Here is a 19,958-nt window from a genome sequence, read left to right as displayed (position 1 = left end):
GGCGGCTGGACTCGCTGGCGAAGAGAAGGTCGGAAAGCGCAAGCACGCGGGCGAGCTCGCGAAGCATGAACGAGAGCGCTGCGCAACAGATGCCGCGCGCCGGTGACTCATGACGCCAGCCGCGCGCGGTCCGGCGGCGAGGCGAAATCAAGCACAGGACCCGCCGGCACTACGCCTGACGGATTGATCGAGAGATGGCTCTCGTAATAGTGCCGCTTGATGTGCTCGATACTGACCGTCTCCGCGATACGGGGAAGCTGGTAGATATCCCGCGTGTAGGCCGCGAGGTTCTTGTAGTCGGCGATGCGGCGCAGGTTGCATTTGAAGTGGCCGACATAAACCGCATCAAAGCGGACCAGCGTTGTAAACAGGCGGATATCGGCCTCCGTGAGAGCATCGCCGGTCAGGAAGCGTCGCGTCCCCAGGCGCTGCTCAAGCCAGTCGAGCGTCTCGAACAGCGGCGCGACCGCCTCTTCATAGGCGGCTTGCGTGGTGGCGAATCCGGATTTGTAGACGCCGTTGTTCACGGTGTCGTACACCCTCGCATTGACCTCGTCGATCTCGCTGCGCAATGCCTCCGGATAGTAGTCGCCGGCCCTGGCGCCCAGGTGATCGAAGGCCGCGTTGAACATCCGGATGATCTCCGACGACTCATTGCTGACGATGGTCGATTGCGTCTTGTCCCACAGCACGGGCACGGTCACGCGTCCGGTGTAGTCCGGGGCGGCCGCGGTATAAACCTGGTGCAGCAGGCGCGCGTCGTTGACGGTGTCGGGGACCACGCCCGGGCCCTCGGCGAAGGTCCAGCCCTCGCCCCGCATCAGCCAGTGGACGGTGGAGACGCTGATCATGTCTTCGAGCCCTTTCAGGGCACGCATGATCAGCGTGCGGTGTGCCCACGGGCATGCCAGGCTCACGTAGAGATGATAGCGGCCGGCTTCGGCCCTGAAGCCGCCAACGCCGCTCGGGCCGGCCGCGCCGTCGGGCGTTACCCAGTTGCGGAAGGCCGCGTCCTTGCGGACGAAGCGGCCCCCGGTGGATGCGGTGTCATACCAGCGGTCTTGCCATTTTCCGTTGACGAGCAGTCCCATTTCGATACTCCTGGTGGCGCGATGATGCGCCAGATTTTTCAGTCGGCGCCAACTGCTTGCGACGGTGCGTTGATAAAGCTCACGATGGCCGGGATGGTCTGCCCCGGCGCTTCTTCCATCAGCCAGTGCCCCGAGCCCTTGACGATCACGCCTTGCACATGGGTGGCGACAAGGCGCGCCTGGTCGATCAGGAAATTACCTGACGCCTTCTCGCCGGCCAGCACCAGCATGGGCATCGGCAGCGGCTGCTTCGCCAGGGCAGCGAAATCCTCGGCATCCCGCGGGAACGCATGAAAGAATTCGAACCCCGCGCGCATCCGGCCAGGCCGGGCGTAGGCCGCGGCGTAGCGCTGCCGGCTGGCTTCCGGCACCGAGCGCGCCGGGTCGGCGGCGAAGTCGTTCCAGAAATGCTCGAAGTATGTGCGCTCGCGTCCCTTCACCAGCTTCTCCGGCGTATCGCCGTAGAAATTGAAGTGCCACTTGTCGCGCAGCAGCCAGACCTTCTGCCAGTCGCCCACGCCGGGCAGGAACGCATCCATCAGCGTCACGCTCTCCACTTCGTCCGGGTACTGCGCCGCGTAGGCGTAGGCCACCATCAGGCCGATATCGTGGCCGACGATGTTGACCTTGCGGTAGCCAAGCGCCTGGACCATTGCGTGAATATCCTGCGCGAGGTTCTTCTTCTCATAGCCCGACGGCGTGACTTCCGACGCGCCGGCGCCGCGCAGGTCCGGTGCGATCACGACACGCTTGTCACCGAGCCGAGTCATCAAGGGCAGCCACATATGGCTGGTTTCCGCGTAGCCGTGCAGCAGCACGACGGGCGTGCCGCTGCCTTGCCCGGTTTCAAGATAGTGCAACGTGACGCCATTTGCGTGGATCGTATGTGGCCGGACCGCGCTGCTGCCGGCGCGCTCCGCCGCGCTGGCGGGCGCCAGGAAGGCGAACGCAGCGAATGTGAGCGCGGCTACGCTGGACATGAGTACCGCGACGCTGATACGGCGTGCCATGCGGTGGATGAGGGTCATGACGTTCTCCGGTGACAGCGCCGCCGCAGGACTGGTTGCCTGGCCGATGGCACCGCAAACAAAATGGGGTTCGGGAATGCGATGAAATGCTGTGCATGAATACTGCCCCGGCGGCGCCGTTTTGCCGTACGATTTTCCCGATGAACTCGTTCGACGGAATTGAACATGTTGTCGGAAGACGAACTGGCGTTACTGGAAGCCATCAGGGAAAGCGGCAGCCTGTCCCGCGCGGCAGCCCGCCTTGGCAAAGCGCCATCGACCATCTCACATGCCGCGCGGCAACTCGAAGGCCGCTTCGACGCACTGTTGTTCGACCGCCGCCGCTACCGGCTGCAGCTGACGCCGGCCGGACACCTGCTGGCCGACGAGGCCGCACGGCTGATGCAGGACGTAGCCCGCATGACGCAGCGCGTGCGGCAGGTCGCCAGNGCCGCCAGCGGCTGGGAAGACCGCCTGTGGATCGTCACCGACGAGGTGCTGGAGTTCGAATCGCTGATGCCCGTGATCCGCAGCTTCGACACGTTGCAGTCCGGCGTGGCGATTCGCCTGACCCACGAAGTCCTTAGCGGCACCTGGGAAGCGCTGCGCGATGGCCGCGCGGATGTGATCGTCGGAGCGACCAACGAGCCGCCCGCCATTCCAGGACTGCGCTGGTTCGAACTGGGCGTGGTGGAGTGGGTATTCGCCGTGGCGCCGCGCCATCCGCTCGCCAGCGTGGCAGGACCGCTCACGCGGGAACGCATCTCGGCACACCGCGCGGTGGTGGTAGCCGATTCATCGCGCGGCACGGCGGGACGCGCCTACGGCCTGGTCGGCGGGCAAGCCTCGCTGGCGGTGCCGAGCATGCGCGCCAAGATTCTGGCGCAGCGCGAAGGACTCGGTGTCGGCTGGCTGCCGCGGTACCGGGTGGCGTCGCTGCTCAGGCGTGGCGAACTGGTGGAAAAACGCACGGCCGATCCGCGCGAGCCCAATACGCTCTACGTCGCCTGGCGGGGCGACCATGAGGGCCGCGCGCTGCAATGGTGGCTGGATCAGTTGAAGCAGCCGCGCCTGGCGAAGCGCCTTGTGCAAGGCATGGACCTGTTCGCCTGAGCCGGCGGGACGGCTGAACGCGAACATCGCGGCGCAACAACGGAAAAGGGCCCCGATGGGCCCTTTTCCGTTTGCCGTTCCGCGGCGCGGTTCACGCAGCGGAGTTGTCCGGTGCGCAAGCCGCCGCCGCTCGGCGGCAGCGCGAAATCAACCCGCGAAATTCTTGCTGGCAAAGTCCCAGTTCACGACGTTCCAGAATGCCTCGACGTACTTCGGACGGGCATTGCGGTAGTCGATGTAGTAAGCGTGTTCCCACACGTCGCAGGTCAGCAGCGGCTTGGCATCGGTGGTCAGCGGAGTGGCGGCGTTGGAGGTCGAGACCAGGTCCAGCGAACCGTCGGCCTTCTTCACCAGCCACGCCCAGCCCGAACCGAAGGTACCGACCGCGGTCTTGGTGAATTCTTCCTTGAACTTGTCGAAGGAGCCGAACTTGGCGTTGATGGCATCGGCCAGAGCGCCGGTGGGCTGGCCGCCGCCGTTGGGCTTGAGCGAATCCCAGTAGAAGGTGTGGTTCCACACCTGGGCGGCGTTGTTGAAGATACCGCCGGAAGACTTCTTGACGATCTCTTCGAGCGTCGAGTTTTCGAACTCGGTGCCCTTGATCAGGTTGTTCAGGTTGGTGACGTAGGTCTGGTGATGCTTGTCGTGGTGGAACTCCAGGGTCTCCTTGGAGATGTGCGGGGCGAGCGCATCATGAGCGTAGGGCAGCGGGGGGAGAGTATGTTCCATTGTTCTGTCTCTTTCTGTGGGGTTGAAGATCAGGAATTGTCGATTGTAGGGGACTTGCCATACCCGCGCAAACGCGGCAAACAAAGCCCCTTCGATCATATTAGTTTGATCGATATGCGAGCGCTGTCGGCGGCCCGCCGACGCGCCGCCACGCCTACAGCTCGGCCAGCCGGGGCTGCACGCTGGCGATGCCGGCGTCGGCCACGCCTTCGGCCAGATGGATTTCGATCGTCGAGCCCGCATGCAACTCGGCCGGCGAGCGCAATGCGCGGCCGCGCTGGTCCAGCAGCACGGCGTAGCCCCGCTCCAGGGTGCGTTGCGGCGCCAGCAGTTCCAGCGAGCCGGCGGCGCGCTGCCAGCGCTGGACGGCGCGCTCGTGCTGGCGCTGCGTGGCGTCGCGCAGCCGCAGGGCGGCCCGGCGCAGTTCGGCCTGGGCCAGCGCAAGGTCGGGACGCCCGGCCGCCCAGCGCATGGCGAGCACCTGCTGCCGGTGCCGCTGGGCCGCCACCGTATCGCGCAGCGCGGAACGCAGGTGGCGCATCAGGTTGTCGACCTGCACGCGGCGCTCCTGCAACTGGGCCTGCGGGCTGCGCAGCCGGCGGGCCAGCCAGTCCAGGTTCTGCGCGCGCCGGTCGAGCTGGCGCTGCATGCCCTGGGCCAGCGCATCGCGCGCGCGGTTGGCCTGCATCAGCATGTGGGCGCGGTCCGGGCTGACCAGCTCGGCTGCACCGGTAGGCGTCGGTGCGCGCACGTCGGCGACGAAATCTGCAATAGTGAAGTCGGTTTCATGGCCAACCCCGGATACCACGGGCACGGCGCAGCGGGCAATCGCCTGCGCCACGCTTTCCTCGTTGAACGACCAGAGGTCCTCGATGCTGCCGCCGCCACGGCACAGGATCAGCACGTCGCACTCGTCGCGCTCGCTGGCGGTATCGATCATCGCGGCGATCCTGGCCGCCGCGCCGGCACCTTGGACCGGCACAGGGTAAACCACGACCGGCACATGCGGCGCGCGCCGGCGCAGCGTGCTGAGCACATCGCGCAACGCGGCGGCCTGCAGCGAGGTGATCACGCCGATGGTGCGCGGATGGGCGGGCACGGGCCGCTTGCGCTCGGGCGCGAAGAGCCCGGCCTGGGACAGCTTTTCCTTCAACCGCAGGAATGCCTCATAGAGATTGCCGAGACCCGCGCGGCGCATGGCCTCCACGCCGAGCTGTAATTCGCCGCGTGCCTCGTACATGGACACCAGCGCCCTGACCTCGACCGCCTCGCCCTCGCGCGGCATGAAGCCGACATGCTGGTTGCGGCCGCGGAACATCACGCAGCGGATCTGGGCGCGCGCATCCTTGAGCGAGAAGTACCAGTGGCCGCTCGCGGCGCGTGTGAAGTTGGAGATTTCGCCCCGGACCCAGGTAAGTGGAAAGTTGCGTTCCAGCACCTGGGCGATAGCGTGGTTGAGCTCCCCGACAGGGATCGCTTCGCGCGCGCCGGGAGGCGCCATAGGCTGCGGTTCACGCGAAAAGTTCAGCGGTTCTGACATGGCGCACGGCCGGGCAAGCGGCGTGGAATGGACATGTCCACAGCATAACCTGTCTGTCAAGCCTCCCTGCATTCGCGATGCAACCACCCCTCCAGACCGTGCGACTTGACACAAGCCTTTGATTCTTATGCCCTTTCCGCCGTCTTATTTTTTAGGCAATGTAAGCAAACCCCTTATGCGTCAACGACTTACCGGCAGCACCCCCGGCTTGTTCACAAAGTTATCCACATTTTTTCTGGACAACCTTGCCGGAAGAGTCCCGCTTGTGGATAACCCACTGAAAGTCACTGACACAGTGTCGCCGATTGGCCAGGCGCGCCTTTTGCGGCGCTTTTTCGAGGCGCCAAGTCCCGACACCCCGGAAGTCGGCCGGGCTGCCGACATGGCCCCGTTAAACAAGCTCTGCCCATTTTTTAATCAACAACAATGAAGTGTTTTCCAATCAATGGGTTACAGCGCTTCTCAGATAGTTTTCCACAACCCGTCCACAAGACTGTCCCGGATGAATGTGGAAAGGGGGAGACTTGGCCGGATTTTTCCCTTTTCGGAGGCAGACAGCGCTCTGGCGGCCCCATCTGGCGCGCTCTGCACATTATTTAAGCACCCCCTCCACCCCTCTTTTAAATCAATGAGTTAGGTGTCCTTTCAGGCTTCTGTCCACAACCGGTCCACAGCACTGTCCTGTTTTAATGTGGATAGCCGGCGCCTGAGCGTTGGCCGTTTCCCGGCCGGTCGGAGGATGTCTTCGCCATTCGCCGGCTGCCCATTTTTTAAGCGATATACAATTTTTCCTTTCGAATCAGTAGCTTGACCTCTTTGTCAGCCCACTGTCCACAATTCATCCACAGCGCTGTCCCTGTTCCATGTGGACATCCCGCCAGTCGACGCCCCGGGCACCACGGCGCGCGATGCGCTTCCGATACAACACGGTGCTGCGTCTTGCCGCGCCCGGTGCAGCGGGTTAGAGTGGCGCCTGATTTTTTCGAACACAGCCAGCACGCGAACGGCCGCGGCGGCTGGCATGAGAGACAAGCTGTCGAATCGGGGTCCCACGTGTTTTCTATCATTCAAGCGGCCGGCTGGCCGATCTGGCCCTTGTTGCTGGCTTCGGTCATCGCTCTCGCGCTGATCGTCGAACGTTTCCTGAGCCTCAAGCGCAGCAAGGTGCTGCCGCCCAAGCTGTACGACGAAGCCCTGTCGGTGGCACAGCAACGCCGTGCCACGCCGGAGGTGGTCAATACGCTGGAACAGAATTCTCCGCTGGGCCGCGTGCTGGCCGCAGGCCTGCGCCATGTGGTGCTGCAGCCGCATACCTCCCGCGATGCCGCCAAGGAAGTGGTGGAAGAGGCTGGCCGCGCGGTGGCGCACGAGCTGGAGCGCTACCTGAACGCCCTCGGCACCATCGCCTCGGTGGCGCCGCTGATGGGCCTGCTGGGCACCGTGATCGGCATGATCGAGATCTTCGGCAGCCAGGGCGGGTCTGGCGCCAGCCCCGAGCAACTGGCCCACGGCATCTCGGTGGCACTCTATAACACCGCATTCGGCCTGATCATCGCGATCCCGGCATTGATCTTCTGGCGCTACTTCCGCCGCCGCGTGGACGATTACGTGGCGGAACTGGAGTTCCGCGCCACCGCCTTCCTGGACGCCATCCTGCCGCAGCGCCGCGCCTGACCCGCCATGCAATTCCGATCCCGCCAGCGGCGCGAAGAACCGGAGATCAACCTCATCCCGTTGATCGACGTCCTGCTCGTGATCCTGATCTTCCTGATGATCACGACCACATACTCGCGCTATACCGAGTTGCAGATCCAGTTGCCGACCGCCGACGCCGAAAAGGCGCAACAGCGCCCCGGCGAGATTGTGGTGTCCGTGTCGGCCAAGGGTGTCTATTCGATCAACAAGCAGGTCATGGACCAGCAGGACGTGACCAGCCTGGCCCAGCGCCTGCGCGAGGTTGCCGGCCCGGCCGACGGCCAGCCGCCGGTGCTGATCGTCAATGCCGATGCGCAGGCCACGCACCAGTCCGTGATCAATGTCATGGAAGCCGCCCGCCTGGCCGGACTGCCCCGCCTGACCTTCGCCACGCAAAGCTCGCAGGCGCGCTGACCGGCCAGACACCCAATACCCGATTCCCGCAAGCCGCGGCTTGCGGGGGGCGCCGCAAGGTGCCCATAATGGCTAGGTAGCATGCCGGTGATGCCGGTGCTGCCCGCCCGGGGCGCCGGTTCGCCGCGCCCTCGCTTCCCGCCCTTCACAACGCAACACTACCGCCCTGCCCAGCCAACCACGCCCATGTCCGCTCCCCGCCACGCCCTTGCCGACTTCGTGACCGCCCAATGGCAGCGCCGCGGCTGGTTCGCCTGGCTGATGCTGCCGCTGTCGTGGCTGTTCGGCCTGATCAGCGGCTGGCGGCGGCTGGCATATCGGCGCGGCTGGTACCGTTCGACGCGGCTGCCGATGCCGGTGATCGTTGTGGGCAACGTGACGGTGGGCGGTACCGGGAAGACGCCGGCGGTCATCGCGCTGGCGCATGCGCTGGCCGAAGCCGGCCTGCGTCCGGGCGTGGTTTCGCGTGGCTACGGCGTCACGCTCAAGCACCCGCGCCGGGTCAAGCCAACCTCGCAGGCCAAGGACGTGGGCGATGAGCCGCTGCTGATCGCCCGCGCCACCGACGTGCCGGTCTGGGTCTTCCCCGACCGCGCGCTGTGCGCGCAGACCATGCTGGTGTCGCATCCCGGCATCAACGTGCTGCTGCTCGACGATGGCCTGCAGCACTACAAGCTGCAACGCGATTTCGAGATCGTGATGTTCGATACGCGCATGGGCGGCAACGGCCTGCTGCTGCCGGCGGGCCCGCTGCGCGAATCGCTCTCGCGCCGGCGCGACGCCACCCTGATCAATGACCCCGACTTCCGCGCCAGCGCGGACAAGCCGGATGTCTATGGCATGCGCCTGGTGCTCGACGACGCCTGGCAACTGGCCGATCCGGCCATGGCCAGGCCCTTGTCCGCGTTTGCCGGGCAGCGTGTGCTGGCCGCCGCCGGCATCGGCAACCCCGAACGCTTCTTCGCCAGCCTGCGGGCCGCCGGCCTGGCACCCGACACCATGCCGCTGCCGGACCACTACGACTTCGCCGAAGACCCCTTTGCCGGCGATCCCGTCGCGCGCGCAGCCGACGCCATCCTGATCACCGAGAAGGATGCCGTAAAATGCGAGCGCCTCAGTGACCCGCTCGACCCGCGGATCTGGGTCGTCCCCACCACGCCCGTGATCGACGCGGGCCTGATCGACAAAATTCGCCGCGCCGTCGCCGCGCACGCCCAGGCCGCGCCCGCCGCGCAGGGTGCCGCGATCGCCGCCGGCCACACCAAGGAAACGCAAGATGGACAACCGGCTGCTTGAAATCCTGGTCTGCCCGCTGTGCAAGAGCAAGCTGGAATACGACCGTGCCGCCCAGGAACTGATCTGCCAGGTCGATAAACTGGCCTATCCGATCCGCGATGGCATTCCCATCATGCTCGCCGATGAAGCACGCCAGACCGTGCCCGGCAGGCTGGTCTCGCCGGAATAAACGGGTCGCATCATGTCGCTGCCAGCTTTCACTGTCGTCATCCCCGCCCGCCTGGCCTCGACCCGGCTGCCCAACAAGCCGCTGGCCGATATCGGCGGCAAACCCATGATCGTGCGCGTGGCCGAGCGGGCTCATGCCTCTTCGGCGCAGCGCACGGTAGTCGCCACCGATGCGCCCGAAGTGGCGTCGGCCTGCGCGGCGCACGGCATCGAGGCTGTGCTTACGCGCGCCGACCATCCCTCGGGCACCGACCGCCTGGCCGAAGTGGCCACGTTGCTGGGCCTGGCGGATGACGCCATCGTGGTCAATGTCCAGGGTGACGAACCCTTGATCGAACCGGGCCTGATCGACGAGGTGGCGCTGCACCTGGCGCACCACGCCGATTGCGCCATCGCCACCGCCGCCCATCCGATCGGCGATATCGCCGACGTCTTCAATCCCAACGTGGTGAAGGTGGTGTGCGATGCCGGCGGCCGCGCGCTGTATTTCTCCCGCGCGCCGATCCCCTGGGCCCGCGATGCCTGGGCCGGCGTGCCCGCCGCGGCGGCCGCCACCGCGCAGGTGGCGTTGCCCGCCATGCCGGTGCTGCGCCACATCGGCCTTTATGCCTACCGCGCGGGATTCCTGCGTCGCTTCCCGACGCTGGCGCTGTCGCCGGTGGAGCAGACCGAAGCGCTGGAGCAGTTGCGCGCGATGTGGCATGGCGAGCGGATCGGCGTGCTGGAGACAGCGGCCGCGCCCGCGCCGGGCGTCGATACGCAAGCCGACCTGGAACGCGTGCGCGCGCTGTGGGCACAGGCCATGGCGCAAGAAGGACCTTGAGTGCACTTGGTGTGGCCGCCGGGCACCACGGCGATCCCGCAAGCCACAACATAAGTCATGACAGATGTCACCGCCGCGGCAAGCCGATTTCGCGCCGCCTCGTGGCATAATGCTCGGCGATACAGAGCCGTCGGGCGCCCGGGCGCCCGGCCAAGGCTCGGTGGGGAGATGAAGAGTGAGCCCGTTCGGTACCCGCCCGCCGCCAGAGGCAGCGGCTAAAGCGTGCCGACCGTCAACAGACCAGACTCCGATCCGGGGTGCGCCGACCTGATGGCGCGGTAAGCCTCGCGTCAAGTTTCGGCGTTACCCTCCTTCCATTCCCCCTGCCATACCAGATTCAAAACTCTGAGGACCCGTAATGCGTTTGATCCTGTTGGGCGCACCTGGCGCCGGCAAAGGCACGCAAGCCCAGTTCATCTGCGAAAAGTTCGGCATCCCCCAAATCTCCACCGGCGACATGCTGCGCGCCGCGGTGAAGGCCGGCACGCCGCTAGGCGTGGAAGCCAAGAAGGTGATGGATGCAGGTGGACTGGTGTCGGACGACATCATCATCGGCCTGGTCAAGGACCGCCTGCAGGCGGCCGATTGCAAGGACGGCTATCTGTTCGACGGCTTCCCGCGCACCATTCCGCAGGCCGAAGCCATGAAGGAAGCGGGCGTGGCGATCGACTACGTGCTGGAAATCGACGTGCCGTTCGACGCCATCATCGAGCGCATGAGCGGGCGCCGCGCCCACGTGGCGTCGGGCCGTACTTATCACGTCAAGTACAACCCCCCCAAGACCGAAGGCCTGGACGATGTCACCGGCGAACCGCTGATCCAGCGCGACGACGACAAGGAAGAGACCGTCAAGAAGCGCCTCGATGTCTACTCCCAGCAGACCCGTCCGCTGGTGGACTACTACTCCAGGTGGGCCGCCGATGGCGATGCGTCGGCCAAGGTTTCGCCGCCGCAGTACCGCAAGATCGCGGGCGTTGGCAGCGTGGAAGACATCACCGCGCGCGTGTTCGACGCACTGAAGTAATCTGCGCGCCGCAAGCGCTGCATGAAACAAAGAAAGCGACCTACGGGTCGCTTTCTTTGTTTCTGGGCATTGAGCGCCGTCCTTTGAGCCCGGATTGACGTTTACGTAAACGTTATGTCACCATGCCGTATCCGCAGCACCAGAAAATCAAAGAACCACACACTCAAGTTCAAGCGAGGAAGACAAGCATGGAAATCCGCGACAACGTATTTATCGTCACTGGTGGCGCCTCCGGGCTCGGCGAGGGCAGCGCCCGCATGCTGGCGGCCGCCGGCGGCAAGGTGGTGATCGCCGACCTCAACGAGGCCGCCGGCACCGCGCTGGCGGCGGAACTGGGTGGACGCTTCGTGCGCTGCGACGTCAGCAACGAGGCCGACGGGCAAGCCGTCGTGGACGCCGCCACCGCGCTGGGCCGCCTGGCCGGGCTGGTCAATTGCGCCGGCATCGCCACCGCCAACAAGACAGTCGGCAAGAACGGCCCGCATCCGCTGGACGCCTTCGACAAGACCATCCGCGTCAACCTGGTCGGCACCTTCAACATGATCCGGCTCGCTGCCGCGGCCATGGTGCGCAACACGCCCGACGCCGAAGGCGAGCGCGGCGTGATCATCAACACCGCCTCGGTGGCGGCGTTCGACGGCCAGATCGGCCAGGCTGCCTACGCCGCCTCCAAGGGCGGCGTCGTCGCCATGACCCTGGCCATTGCCCGCGACCTGTCGCGCGATGGCGTGCGCTGCATGACGATCGCGCCGGGCATCTTCGAGACGCCGATGCTGCTGGGCATGCCGCAAGAGGTGCAGGACGCCCTTGGCAAGATGGTGCCGTTCCCCTCGCGCCTCGGCCGCCCGGCAGAGTACGCGAAGATGGTCGCCGCCATCATCGGCAACACCATGCTCAACGGCGAGGTGATCCGGCTCGACGGCGCCATCCGCATGCAGCCGAAGTAAGGCGCGTCAGCTTTCTTCCGTCAGCGCCCGCGCCGGCATCAGCATCACCAGCGTCAACCCCGGCGCGGCTGCCGGCACCAGCGTGAGCTGCTCGAAGTGCAGCAGCCCGCGCCGCGGATGGCGAAAGCCGCGGCGGCCGCCCTGGCGTTCTTCCACGTCCTGCGACAGCCAGTCCTTGCGGAACACCTGGCTCTCGGTAATCAATCCTTCCACCAGCGCCCGCGTCGGCGGGTCTTCGGCATGGCGAATGCTGTGCGCGCGGAATTCCGCCACCAGCCGTGCCGCCCGGTGCGGCCAGTCGTCCACCAGTGCCTGCAAGCCCGGCGACAGGAACATGCTGCGCAGCAGGTTGCGCTCGGCGCTGGCGGGATCGAGCCAGCCGATGAACAGGTCGGCCGCGGCGGCATTCCAGGCCAGCGCGTTCCACTGCCGGTCCAGCAGATAGGCCGGTCCGGCGATGGCTTCCACGCTGGCCAGGACCGTGGCCGGGACATGTTCGTCCTGCGCCTGCATCGGATCGCGCCGTCCGGCCAGCTCGAACAGATAGGCCCGCTCCGCGCGCGTCAGCCGCAAGGCGCTGGCCAGGCTGGCGAGCGCGCGCGCCGACAGCGCCACGGGCCTGCCCTGCTCCAGCCACGTGACCCAGGTAGCGCTGAGGCCCGACAGCTGCGCCAGTTCCTCGCGCCGCAAACCCGGCGTGCGGCGCCGGCGGCCCGGTGCCAGCCCGACTTGTTCCGGGGCCACGCGCTCGCGGTGCGCGCGCAGGAAGCGGCCCAGCACGGCCTCGCGCGTGAGTTCGCGTGCGCTGGCGGCATCGGGTGCGGCGGCGGACTGGCCGGACGATTCGGCTGTTGTGTCGTAATCGATCATGAGTGGACTGGGTGTACTGGGCGGAACGGGCACGAAGCATCCCGACAGGATGGAAACTGGTGCGTTTTATACCAGGATAAAAGCCTGACTTGTACCGGGAGAACAGCCTGCTACAGTACGTCGAACCCGTTAAGCGGGCAAGCACCGAATCCCTGCAAATCCCTTCACTAGAATTCACCAGCGGCCATCGCCGCCAGGAGAGCCTCATGCAACAACAAGAACTCGTTGCCGCCCAGTTCGGCGCCACCGCCAGCGCCTACCTCACCAGCGCGGTCCACGCCCAGGGCGCCGACCTGCAACAGCTTGCGCAGGAGCTGGCAAGCCTGCCGGCGGCGCGGGTGCTGGATCTGGGTTGCGGGGCCGGCCATGCGAGCTTCGCGGCGGCGGGTGTTGCAGCCGAAGTGACGGCTTACGATCTGTCAGCCGAAATGCTGGCGGTGGTGGAAGGGGCAGCCCGCGACAAGGGCCTGGCCAATATCCGCACCCGCCAGGGCGCGGCGGAATCGCTGCCCTTCGGCGATGCCAGCTTCGATGCGGTGATCTCGCGCATGAGCGCCCACCACTGGCGCAACGTGCCGGCAGCGCTGACGGAGATGCATCGCGTGCTCAAGCCGGGCGGCAAGATCGTGCTGATCGACATTGCCGGCTCGGAAGACCCGCTGCTCGACACCTGGCTGCAATCGGTGGAACTGCTGCGCGATCCTTCCCATATCCGCGACTACACCGGGCCCGCCTGGCAAGCCATGCTGGAGGCCGCAGGCTTCAGCGCCAGCGTGTCCCCGGTCTGGCGCATCGAGCTTGAGTTCGCCACCTGGGTGCAGCGCATGCGCACGCCTCCCGTGGCGGTGGCCGCGATCCAGCACCTGTGGCAACTGGCGCCGGCGGAAGTACGTGACCACTACCTGGTCAAGCAGGACGGCAGCTTTGCACTGGAAGCGGTGATGCTGACGGCCTCGCGCAGCTAAGCCTGCCGGCCGCCGCTGGCTAAGGCATGGCTGGCTCGGCCGGCAACGGCAGGCTCCGCACCATCTGCCAGACGGCCGCCGCCGATGGCGACAGAGAACGGTCTTCCCGGCAGACCATGACGATGCGGCGTTCCTCGCGCGGCGTCAGCGGCCGCCAGACCAGCGGCGACGCGGCGGGCAGCGGCAGCGAGAACGAGGGCAACACCGAGGCGCCGATGCCGGCCTCGACCATGCCGAACACGCTGGCCGAATGCCCCAGTTCCTGCACCACGTTGGGCGATATACCGTGACTGGCGAAGATCCGGTCGATCAGGGGCCGGCTGCCCGAGGCGAAATCGAGCAGCACCAGCGGCATGCCATCGAGCGCCGACCACGGCACGGAATCGGCATCCGCCAACGGGTGATCGCGCCGGCACACAAAGCAGAACGGATCGGTGGCCAGCGGCGCGATGGTCAGCCCTTCGGGCGCCTGCGGATCGATCAGCACGCCGAAATCCACCGCCCCCGCCCGGATCTGCTCCAGGCCGTCGGCCTGCACGTTATCGCGAATGCTGAGGCGGATATCCGGATACTGGCGCGCGCAGGCCGACACATAGAGCGGCATCAGGCGGGCCGAAATCGTGGGCGCACTGGCAATCACGACGCGGCCGCGATAGCGCTCGCCGAGTTGCCGCGTTTCTTCCAGCGTGTCGTCCAGCTGGCCAAGCAGGCGTTCGATCGCGGGCGCCAGCGCCTGCCCCGCATCGGTCACCACCACCTCCCGCGTGGTGCGGTCGAGCAACCGTACCCCAAGTGCTTCCTCAAGCTCCGCCACGCCGCGGCTGACCGCGGGCTGGGTCAGGCCGACGGCATCCGCGGCACGGCTGAAACTGCCATGCCCGACCACGGCAAGAAAGACGCGCAACTGGCGCAGGGTGTAATTCATGCGTCTATGAGATGAATGGATGCGATAAATGAATTTGCATTCTAGGCTTCGCTGGCGTCCAATACTAGGCGAAACCCTAATCCAACCTTGCAGTCATGTCCGCCATCCTCTCACCCTTCAAGAAAATCTACGACCTGATCGACGGATTCGTATTGATCATGCTCACCGCCATCGGCATCGCGCTGCTGGCACCGGAACTCGGCACCGGCGACGGCCCGCTGCACCTTGGCATGGTGACCAACCTGGGCGTGGCCCTGGTCTTCTTCCTGCACGGCGCAGCCCTCTCGCGCGACAAGCTGGTGGCGGGCGCGCGCCACTGGCGCCTGCATGCCTTCGTGCAGAGCTTCACCTATATCGTCTTCCCGGTGGTCGGGCTGGCGCTGATGTTCGGCCTGCGCAACGCGCTGCCCGCCGAACTGCTGCTGGGCGTGTTCTACCTGTGCGCGCTGCCGTCGACTGTTTCCTCCTCGGTGGCGATGACCTCGATGGCGCGCGGCAACGTGCCTGGCGCAATCTTCAATGCCACCATCTCCGGCCTGATCGGCATGGCCGTCACGCCGCTGCTGATGGGCCTTGTGATCAGCGCCAGCGGTGCCTCGATGCCGCTGGGCAAGGCGCTGACCGGCGTGGCGCTGCAACTGCTGCTGCCGTTCGCGCTGGGCCAGCTGGCCCGCCCGCTGATCGGCAGCTGGCTTGCCAAGAAGAAGCAGATCACCAGCAAGATCGACCGCGGCGTGATCGTGCTGATCGTCTATTCCTCGTTCTGCGACGCCACGGCCGCCGGCCTGTGGCACAAATACAGCTGGGAAACCATCGGTGCCGTGATGGCGCTCGCCGCCGTGCTGCTGGTGGTGATCCTGGCCACCACCACCTTCACCGCGCGCCGCCTCGGCTTCTCGGTGGAAGACGAGATCACCGCGGTGTTCTGCGGCTCCAAGAAGAGCCTGGCCAACGGCATCCCGATGGCCAAGATCCTGTTCGCCGGCCACCCGGCGCTGGGCCTGCTGGTGCTGCCGCTGATGGTCTATCACCAGTTGCAGCTGATCGTATGCTCAGTGATCGCCTCGCGCTACGCCAGCCGCGACGCGCTGCCCGAAGGCGCCGCCGCCCGCGCCTGAGTTTCACCGCGTAGCATGGCAAACGGCCGGCATGATTGCCGGCCGTTTTGTTTCTTGCCCCGCCCTTTACCCATTACACCGACGGATTCTTCGACAGCGGCGGATTGCGCGCGAAATAATTGCGGATACCGCGCAGGATGGCATTGGCCAGTTGCTCCTGGTGGTTCTCGTCGTTGAGCTTGCGCTCTTCCTCCGGATTGCTGATGAACGCCGTCTCGACCAGGATCGAGGGAATATCCGGCGCCTTCAGCACGGCAAAGCCCGCCTGCTCCACGCTGCCCTTGTGCAGCCGGTTGATGCCGCCGATCTCCGCCAGCACGGCCTTGCCCACCTGCAGGCTGTCGTTGATCTGCGCGGTGGTGGACAGGTCCAGCAGCACGCGCGCCACCTGGGCATCCTTGTTGCCCATGTTGGCGCCGCCGATCAGATCGGAGGCGTTTTCCTTGTTGGCCATCCAGCGCGCGGCGCTGCTCGATGCGCCGCGCTCGGACAGCGCGAACACCGAGGCGCCCTTGGCTTCCGGCGACAGGAACGCATCGGCATGGATCGACACGAACAGGTCGGCCTGCACCCGGCGCGCCTTCTGCACGCGCACATTGAGCGGCACGAAGAAGTCCGCGTCACGCGTCATCATGGCGCGCATATTGGGCTGCGCATCGATCTTGGCGCGCAGGCGGTGCGCGATCTGCAGCACCACGTCTTTCTCGCGCGAGCCGGACGCGCCGGTGGCGCCGGGATCCTCGCCACCGTGGCCGGGATCGATCGCCACCGTCAGCAGGCGGCGCATCTTGAAGGGACGGTCCGCCGGCGGGTTGTTGGCCGGCAGGGACGCAGGCGGATTGTTCTGCGCCAGCGGCGGGACGGATGGCGCAACCGACGGTGCCGGCGGCTTGGGCCGGGCGGCGGCCATCGGCGGCAAGGCGGGCACCGGGTTGCCGCCCTTGTCGTCGAACTTGCGCACCAGCGCGCCGATAACGTCCTCCTCGCTAGTGGCAGGCGCGCCGGACACGCCGTCCGCGCCGGCCGGCGGCTGCGTGGCGGCAAAGCGGCGCTGCTTGTCCTCGGTATCGCGCACCAGCTTCCACAGGGGGTCGGGCGGGTTGACCGGATACAGGTCGAACACGAGGCGGTTGCGGTAGCTGCCGATCGGCGCCAGCGTAAACACCTGCGGCGAGACGTCTTCCTTCAGGTCGAATACCAGCCGCACCACGCGCGGGCGGTTCTGTCCCACGCGCACGGTCTGGATATAGGGGTCGTTGGAGGTGATCTTGGCCACCAGCTCGCGCAGGGTCGGCGACAGATCCAGGCCATCGATGTCCACCACCAGGCGGTCGGGGCCATGGACCATCTGGTGGACGGCGGCCAGCGGCGCATCGGATTCGATGGTGACGCGGGTGTATTCCTCGGCAGGCCAGACCCGCACCGCGACAATGCCGGCGCCAAAGGCGATCTGCGGTCCGGCCAGTGTCAGCACCACCGTGCCGGCACTCGCCTTGAGGCACTGCGCCAGCCATTGACGGCGGGGCAGCTGGATATCGTCGGGGCGGTCGGTGGCGATTCGCTTGATCAGCATGCGCAAAGCAGGGTAAGTCCAGTCTGAGTATAGGCACTAAGCGTAACGATTCGGCGTTCGGCCGCGTCGTCGGCGCCGCTTGTGTCCGATTGGAGCAACAGGTGCAGGTCCGGTTCCCCAAGCAGGCGGCCGGCCTTCTCCGGCCATTCCACCAGGTTAACGGCCGGTTCGGCGAAACAATCGCGAAAACCGGCATCGGCCCATTCCTCCGGATCGGCGAAACGGTACAGGTCGAAGTGATAGGCGGTCAGCGGCGAGCCATCCGCGCGCGTGACCGAGTAGGGCTCGCACAGCGTGTAGGTAGGGCTGCGCACCTTGCCGGCATGGCCAAGCGCGCGCAGGATGGCGCGCGATAGCGTGGTCTTGCCGGCGCCGAGGTCGCCCGAGAGCTGCAGGTGCACGGTCTGCGGCGGCAGCTTGCGCACGGCATCGGCCAGCGCTGCGCCCAGCCGGGCGGTGGCCGCTTCGTCGGGCAGGTTGAGTGTGCGTTGTTGGAGCAGGGGCATTGCGTACAATTCGGGAATGATCGACCGAGCAACCCTGGCGCCAGCCGCCTCGCCCCCTCCTGCCAGCGACTCCGCCCCTATGGGCGAGCCTGGCACCGGGCCGTCCCTTGCACGTCCGGGCACGGACGCCGCGGGGCTGGCGGACCTGGCGCGCTCGATCCGGACCTGGGGCGCGGAGCTTGGCTTCGACGCGGTCAGCATCGCCGAAGTGGATCTCAGCCGGGCTGAGGCAGGATTGATGGCGTGGCTGGCGCAGGGCTACCACGGCGACATGGATTATATGGCGAACCACGGCCTGCGGCGCGCCCGGCCCGCCGAACTGGTGCCCGGCACGATACGTGCCATCGTGGCGCGCATGCCTTATCTGCCGGCCGCGGGCCCCGACGACTGGCGCACACACGAACTCGCCCGGCTCGATGACCCCGCCACCGCCGTGATCTCGCTCTATGCGCGGGGCCGCGACTATCACAAGGTGCTGCGCAACCGCCTGCAGCAGCTCGCCAGCCGCATCGAGGCCGCCATCGGACCGTTCGGCTATCGCGTGTTCACCGATTCGGCGCCGGTCATGGAGGTGGCGCTGGCCGCCCAGGGCGGGCTGGGCTGGCGCGGCAAGCACACGCTGCTGCTCGACCGCGAAGGCGGCTCGATGTTCTTCCTCGGCGAGATCCTGGTCGATGTGCCCTTCCCGGCCGACGCGCCGGAGCCTGGCCACTGCGGCAATTGCCGCCGCTGCATCGATATCTGCCCGACCCAGGCCATCCTGGAGCCTTACCGGATCGACGCGCGCCGCTGCATCTCCTACCTGACCATCGAGCACAAGGGCGCCATCCCCGAGGCGCTGCGCGCGCCGATGGGCAACCGCGTGTATGGCTGCGACGACTGCCAGCTGGCCTGCCCCTGGAACAAGTTCGCCCACCGCGCCACGCTGCCCGACTTCGACGTGCGCAATGGCTTCGACGCGCCCGACATGGCCGAGCTGTTCGGCTGGACCGAGGCGGAATTCAACCAGCGGCTGGAAGGCAGCCCGATCCGCCGCATCGGCCACGAACGCTGGCTGCGCAACCTGGCGGTGGGGCTGGGCAACAGCCTGCGCGCGGCAAATGCCAGCGGCGACGCGGCGCTTGCCGCCCGCATACGCGCCGCGCTGGCGGCGCGCCAGCCCGAGGCCAGCCCGCTGGTGCGCGAGCATATCGACTGGGCGCTGGCGCAGGATCGCGCCGCCGAGGCCCGCGCTAGCTGACCAGGGACAGCCAGAACGGCGTGGTCACGATGGCCAGCACGGTCATGACCGAAATCGTCGCCGCCACCATCGGCCCGTTGCCGCCCATGCGCACGGCCAGGATATAAGCGCTCGACGCGGTCGGCAGCGAGGCGAACAGCACCACGATCTGCGACTGCAACCCGGTCAGCGGCAACATCCGCCCCACCGCCCAGGCAAAGCAAGGCATGGCCAGCAGCTTGACTCCGCTCCACCACGCAACCGGCCCTATCGCGCCCGTGGCGCCGCTCATCTGCAGGCCGGCCCCTACCGTCATCAGCCCCAGCGCGGTCGATGCGGAGCCGAGCCGGTTCAGCGTCATCGCCACCACGTCCGGCGGGTGCAGGCCGATCAGGTTGGTCAGCAGGCCGCCAGCGGTGGCCAGGATCAGCGGGTTGCGCGCCAGTTCGCGCCACAGCCGGCTTTCGCCGTGGCGGGCCAGCGCCCAGACCGCGGCCACATTGCACAGCGGCACCGTGCAGCCCACGATCACCGCCATCATGGCCAGCCCCTCGCTGCCGCCCAGGCGCGCGGCCAGGGCCAGCCCGATATACGAATTGAAGCGGAATGCGGTCTGCAGCCCGGAGGCGAAATCCAGCGGTTCCGGCCGCAGCACCCATTTGACGGCATAGCCGCCCACCATGCCGAATGCCGTGGTCAGCAGCGCCAGGCCGAGCATCGCGGAGGTGGAGGAGAAATCGAACTTGGCGCTGTTGGTGGACTGCAGCAGCAGCGCGGGGAACAGCACGAAGTACACCAGGCGCTCCACGCCCGACCAGAAGGCCCGATCGAAGGAGGTGTATCGCACCAGCAACCAGCCTATCAGGATCAGGCTGAAATCAGGCACCAGCAGGAGAGCAGAAGACATCGTCTCGTTTTATTTATTGTGATGGCCG

At 66.6% G+C, this 19,958-nt stretch carries 21 protein-coding genes and 1 pseudogene; 13 read left to right on the top strand and 9 right to left on the bottom strand.

Translation table 11 applies throughout. The annotated features are described in order from the left end of the window. Positions 1–107: 107 nt before the first annotated feature. Together CF70_RS04325 and CF70_RS04320 are read right to left on the bottom strand one after the other, a co-directional pair. Entirely contained in the window at positions 108–1,091 is a 984-nt protein-coding gene (locus CF70_RS04325; protein ID WP_035860840.1) for a glutathione S-transferase family protein, read from the bottom strand. Positions 1,092–1,129: 38 nt separating this feature from the next. Next, the gene (locus tag CF70_RS04320) at positions 1,130–2,119 is read right to left on the bottom strand and encodes an alpha/beta fold hydrolase (RefSeq protein WP_035860837.1); all 990 of its coding nucleotides are present in this window, start codon (positions 2,117–2,119) and stop codon (positions 1,130–1,132) included. Positions 2,120–2,284: 165 nt separating this feature from the next. Between CF70_RS04320 and CF70_RS37315 the strand changes: the two are divergent. Together CF70_RS37315 and CF70_RS04315 are read left to right on the top strand one after the other, a co-directional pair. Further along, positions 2,285–2,547: pseudogene (locus tag CF70_RS37315) on the top strand (LysR family transcriptional regulator); the annotation flags it as partial. Between the two features lies 1 nt (position 2,548). Beyond that, positions 2,549–3,211 (top strand): LysR substrate-binding domain-containing protein (locus CF70_RS04315; RefSeq protein WP_235184875.1); only part of this gene is annotated, 663 nt, incomplete at its 5' end. A 147-nt stretch (positions 3,212–3,358) separates the two neighbouring features. Here CF70_RS04315 and sodB read toward each other — a convergent pair. Next, positions 3,359–3,940, bottom strand: coding sequence for a superoxide dismutase [Fe] (gene sodB, locus CF70_RS04310; protein WP_006157940.1), 582 nt, complete (start codon positions 3,938–3,940; stop codon positions 3,359–3,361). Between the two features lie 154 nt (positions 3,941–4,094). After that, entirely contained in the window at positions 4,095–5,480 is a 1,386-nt protein-coding gene (xseA, locus tag CF70_RS04305) for an exodeoxyribonuclease VII large subunit (RefSeq protein ID WP_051648031.1), read from the bottom strand. Positions 5,481–5,655: 175 nt separating this feature from the next. Between xseA and CF70_RS35645 the strand changes: the two genes are divergently transcribed. The 8 genes from CF70_RS35645 (at position 5,656) to CF70_RS04270 (ending at position 11,847) form a co-directional block, all read left to right on the top strand. After that, the gene (locus CF70_RS35645; protein ID WP_152561682.1) at positions 5,656–5,910 is read left to right on the top strand and encodes a hypothetical protein; all 255 of its coding nucleotides are present in this window, start codon (positions 5,656–5,658) and stop codon (positions 5,908–5,910) included. Between the two features lie 623 nt (positions 5,911–6,533). Then, positions 6,534–7,154, top strand: coding sequence for a MotA/TolQ/ExbB proton channel family protein (locus CF70_RS04300; RefSeq protein ID WP_035860831.1), 621 nt, complete (start codon positions 6,534–6,536; stop codon positions 7,152–7,154). Positions 7,155–7,160: 6 nt separating this feature from the next. Next, entirely contained in the window at positions 7,161–7,589 is a 429-nt protein-coding gene (locus tag CF70_RS04295) for an ExbD/TolR family protein (RefSeq protein WP_035860827.1), read from the top strand. 186 nt (positions 7,590–7,775) lie between these two features. Further along, positions 7,776–8,885 (top strand): tetraacyldisaccharide 4'-kinase, encoded by a 1,110-nt coding sequence (lpxK, locus tag CF70_RS04290; protein WP_035860897.1) that lies wholly within the window; start codon positions 7,776–7,778, stop codon positions 8,883–8,885. Continuing rightward, positions 8,866–9,054 carry a Trm112 family protein gene (locus CF70_RS04285; RefSeq protein WP_035860825.1) on the top strand — a complete coding sequence of 63 codons (189 nt, stop codon included), beginning with the start codon at positions 8,866–8,868 and terminating at the stop codon, positions 9,052–9,054. The genes lpxK and CF70_RS04285 overlap by 20 nt, the downstream gene beginning before the upstream one ends. Positions 9,055–9,066: 12 nt before the next feature. Next, positions 9,067–9,876, top strand: coding sequence for a 3-deoxy-manno-octulosonate cytidylyltransferase (kdsB, locus tag CF70_RS04280; RefSeq protein ID WP_035860822.1), 810 nt, complete (start codon positions 9,067–9,069; stop codon positions 9,874–9,876). 358 nt (positions 9,877–10,234) lie between these two features. Beyond that, positions 10,235–10,900: an adenylate kinase gene (gene adk, locus CF70_RS04275; RefSeq protein WP_035860819.1), complete on the top strand. Its 666-nt coding sequence runs from the start codon at positions 10,235–10,237 to the stop codon at positions 10,898–10,900. A 188-nt stretch (positions 10,901–11,088) separates the two neighbouring features. After that, positions 11,089–11,847 carry a 3-hydroxyacyl-CoA dehydrogenase gene (locus tag CF70_RS04270; RefSeq protein WP_035860816.1) on the top strand — a complete coding sequence of 253 codons (759 nt, stop codon included), beginning with the start codon at positions 11,089–11,091 and terminating at the stop codon, positions 11,845–11,847. Between the two features lie 6 nt (positions 11,848–11,853). Here the strand turns inward: CF70_RS04270 and CF70_RS04265 are convergent, their stop codons facing one another. Beyond that, on the bottom strand, positions 11,854–12,717 hold the full coding sequence (locus tag CF70_RS04265; RefSeq protein ID WP_235184874.1) for a helix-turn-helix domain-containing protein: 864 nt from the start codon (positions 12,715–12,717) through the stop codon (positions 11,854–11,856). A 206-nt stretch (positions 12,718–12,923) separates the two neighbouring features. Between CF70_RS04265 and CF70_RS04260 the strand changes: the two genes are divergently transcribed. Further along, positions 12,924–13,682 (top strand): class I SAM-dependent methyltransferase, encoded by a 759-nt coding sequence (locus CF70_RS04260; RefSeq protein ID WP_035860813.1) that lies wholly within the window; start codon positions 12,924–12,926, stop codon positions 13,680–13,682. A 19-nt stretch (positions 13,683–13,701) separates the two neighbouring features. Here the strand turns inward: CF70_RS04260 and CF70_RS04255 are convergent, their stop codons facing one another. Further along, entirely contained in the window at positions 13,702–14,607 is a 906-nt protein-coding gene (locus tag CF70_RS04255) for a LysR family transcriptional regulator (RefSeq protein ID WP_035860810.1), read from the bottom strand. A gap of 95 nt (positions 14,608–14,702) precedes the next feature. On the opposite strand from CF70_RS04255, the gene CF70_RS04250 reads away from it, so the two are divergent. After that, a complete protein-coding gene (locus tag CF70_RS04250) occupies positions 14,703–15,725 on the top strand; it encodes a bile acid:sodium symporter family protein (protein ID WP_035860807.1) in 1,023 nt (340 codons plus the stop codon). Positions 15,726–15,798: 73 nt separating this feature from the next. On the opposite strand, the gene CF70_RS04245 is transcribed toward CF70_RS04250, so the two are convergent. Next, positions 15,799–17,298 (bottom strand): N-acetylmuramoyl-L-alanine amidase, encoded by a 1,500-nt coding sequence (locus CF70_RS04245; protein WP_035860804.1) that lies wholly within the window; start codon positions 17,296–17,298, stop codon positions 15,799–15,801. Further along, positions 17,292–17,804 carry a tRNA (adenosine(37)-N6)-threonylcarbamoyltransferase complex ATPase subunit type 1 TsaE gene (gene tsaE, locus CF70_RS04240; protein WP_035860801.1) on the bottom strand — a complete coding sequence of 171 codons (513 nt, stop codon included), beginning with the start codon at positions 17,802–17,804 and terminating at the stop codon, positions 17,292–17,294. Before tsaE ends, CF70_RS04245 begins: the two co-directional genes overlap by 7 nt. Before the next feature lie 16 nt (positions 17,805–17,820). On the opposite strand from tsaE, the gene queG reads away from it, so the two are divergent. Further along, on the top strand, positions 17,821–19,044 hold the full coding sequence (queG, locus tag CF70_RS04235) for a tRNA epoxyqueuosine(34) reductase QueG (protein ID WP_035860798.1): 1,224 nt from the start codon (positions 17,821–17,823) through the stop codon (positions 19,042–19,044). Here the strand turns inward: queG and CF70_RS04230 are convergent. Beyond that, positions 19,037–19,930 (bottom strand): AEC family transporter, encoded by an 894-nt coding sequence (locus tag CF70_RS04230; protein ID WP_035860794.1) that lies wholly within the window; start codon positions 19,928–19,930, stop codon positions 19,037–19,039. The genes queG and CF70_RS04230 overlap by 8 nt on opposite strands. Positions 19,931–19,958: the final 28 nt, after the last annotated feature.

The sequence above is a fragment of the Cupriavidus sp. SK-3 genome, from assembly GCF_000611145.1.
In the GTDB taxonomy this organism is placed as follows: domain Bacteria; phylum Pseudomonadota; class Gammaproteobacteria; order Burkholderiales; family Burkholderiaceae; genus Cupriavidus.
This window is presented reverse-complemented; position numbering and strand designations above follow the sequence as displayed.

Excerpts from the sequence above, each read along its gene's own strand:
- CF70_RS04325 (WP_035860840.1), bottom strand. The coding sequence starts at position 1,091 with ATGGGACTGCTCGTCAACGGAAAATGGCAAGACCGCTGGTATGACACC.
- CF70_RS04320 (WP_035860837.1), bottom strand. The coding sequence starts at position 2,119 with ATGACCCTCATCCACCGCATGGCACGCCGTATCAGCGTCGCGGTACTC.
- sodB (WP_006157940.1), bottom strand. The coding sequence starts at position 3,940 with ATGGAACATACTCTCCCCCCGCTGCCCTACGCTCATGATGCGCTCGCC.
- xseA (WP_051648031.1), bottom strand. The coding sequence starts at position 5,480 with ATGTCAGAACCGCTGAACTTTTCGCGTGAACCGCAGCCTATGGCGCCT.
- CF70_RS35645 (WP_152561682.1), top strand. The coding sequence starts at position 5,656 with ATGCGTCAACGACTTACCGGCAGCACCCCCGGCTTGTTCACAAAGTTA.
- CF70_RS04295 (WP_035860827.1), top strand. The coding sequence starts at position 7,161 with ATGCAATTCCGATCCCGCCAGCGGCGCGAAGAACCGGAGATCAACCTC.
- lpxK (WP_035860897.1), top strand. The coding sequence starts at position 7,776 with ATGTCCGCTCCCCGCCACGCCCTTGCCGACTTCGTGACCGCCCAATGG.
- CF70_RS04285 (WP_035860825.1), top strand. The coding sequence starts at position 8,866 with ATGGACAACCGGCTGCTTGAAATCCTGGTCTGCCCGCTGTGCAAGAGC.
- kdsB (WP_035860822.1), top strand. The coding sequence starts at position 9,067 with ATGTCGCTGCCAGCTTTCACTGTCGTCATCCCCGCCCGCCTGGCCTCG.
- adk (WP_035860819.1), top strand. The coding sequence starts at position 10,235 with ATGCGTTTGATCCTGTTGGGCGCACCTGGCGCCGGCAAAGGCACGCAA.
- CF70_RS04270 (WP_035860816.1), top strand. The coding sequence starts at position 11,089 with ATGGAAATCCGCGACAACGTATTTATCGTCACTGGTGGCGCCTCCGGG.
- CF70_RS04265 (WP_235184874.1), bottom strand. The coding sequence starts at position 12,717 with ATGATCGATTACGACACAACAGCCGAATCGTCCGGCCAGTCCGCCGCC.
- CF70_RS04260 (WP_035860813.1), top strand. The coding sequence starts at position 12,924 with ATGCAACAACAAGAACTCGTTGCCGCCCAGTTCGGCGCCACCGCCAGC.
- CF70_RS04255 (WP_035860810.1), bottom strand. The coding sequence starts at position 14,607 with ATGAATTACACCCTGCGCCAGTTGCGCGTCTTTCTTGCCGTGGTCGGG.
- CF70_RS04250 (WP_035860807.1), top strand. The coding sequence starts at position 14,703 with ATGTCCGCCATCCTCTCACCCTTCAAGAAAATCTACGACCTGATCGAC.
- CF70_RS04245 (WP_035860804.1), bottom strand. The coding sequence starts at position 17,298 with ATGCTGATCAAGCGAATCGCCACCGACCGCCCCGACGATATCCAGCTG.
- tsaE (WP_035860801.1), bottom strand. The coding sequence starts at position 17,804 with ATGCCCCTGCTCCAACAACGCACACTCAACCTGCCCGACGAAGCGGCC.
- queG (WP_035860798.1), top strand. The coding sequence starts at position 17,821 with ATGATCGACCGAGCAACCCTGGCGCCAGCCGCCTCGCCCCCTCCTGCC.
- CF70_RS04230 (WP_035860794.1), bottom strand. The coding sequence starts at position 19,930 with ATGTCTTCTGCTCTCCTGCTGGTGCCTGATTTCAGCCTGATCCTGATA.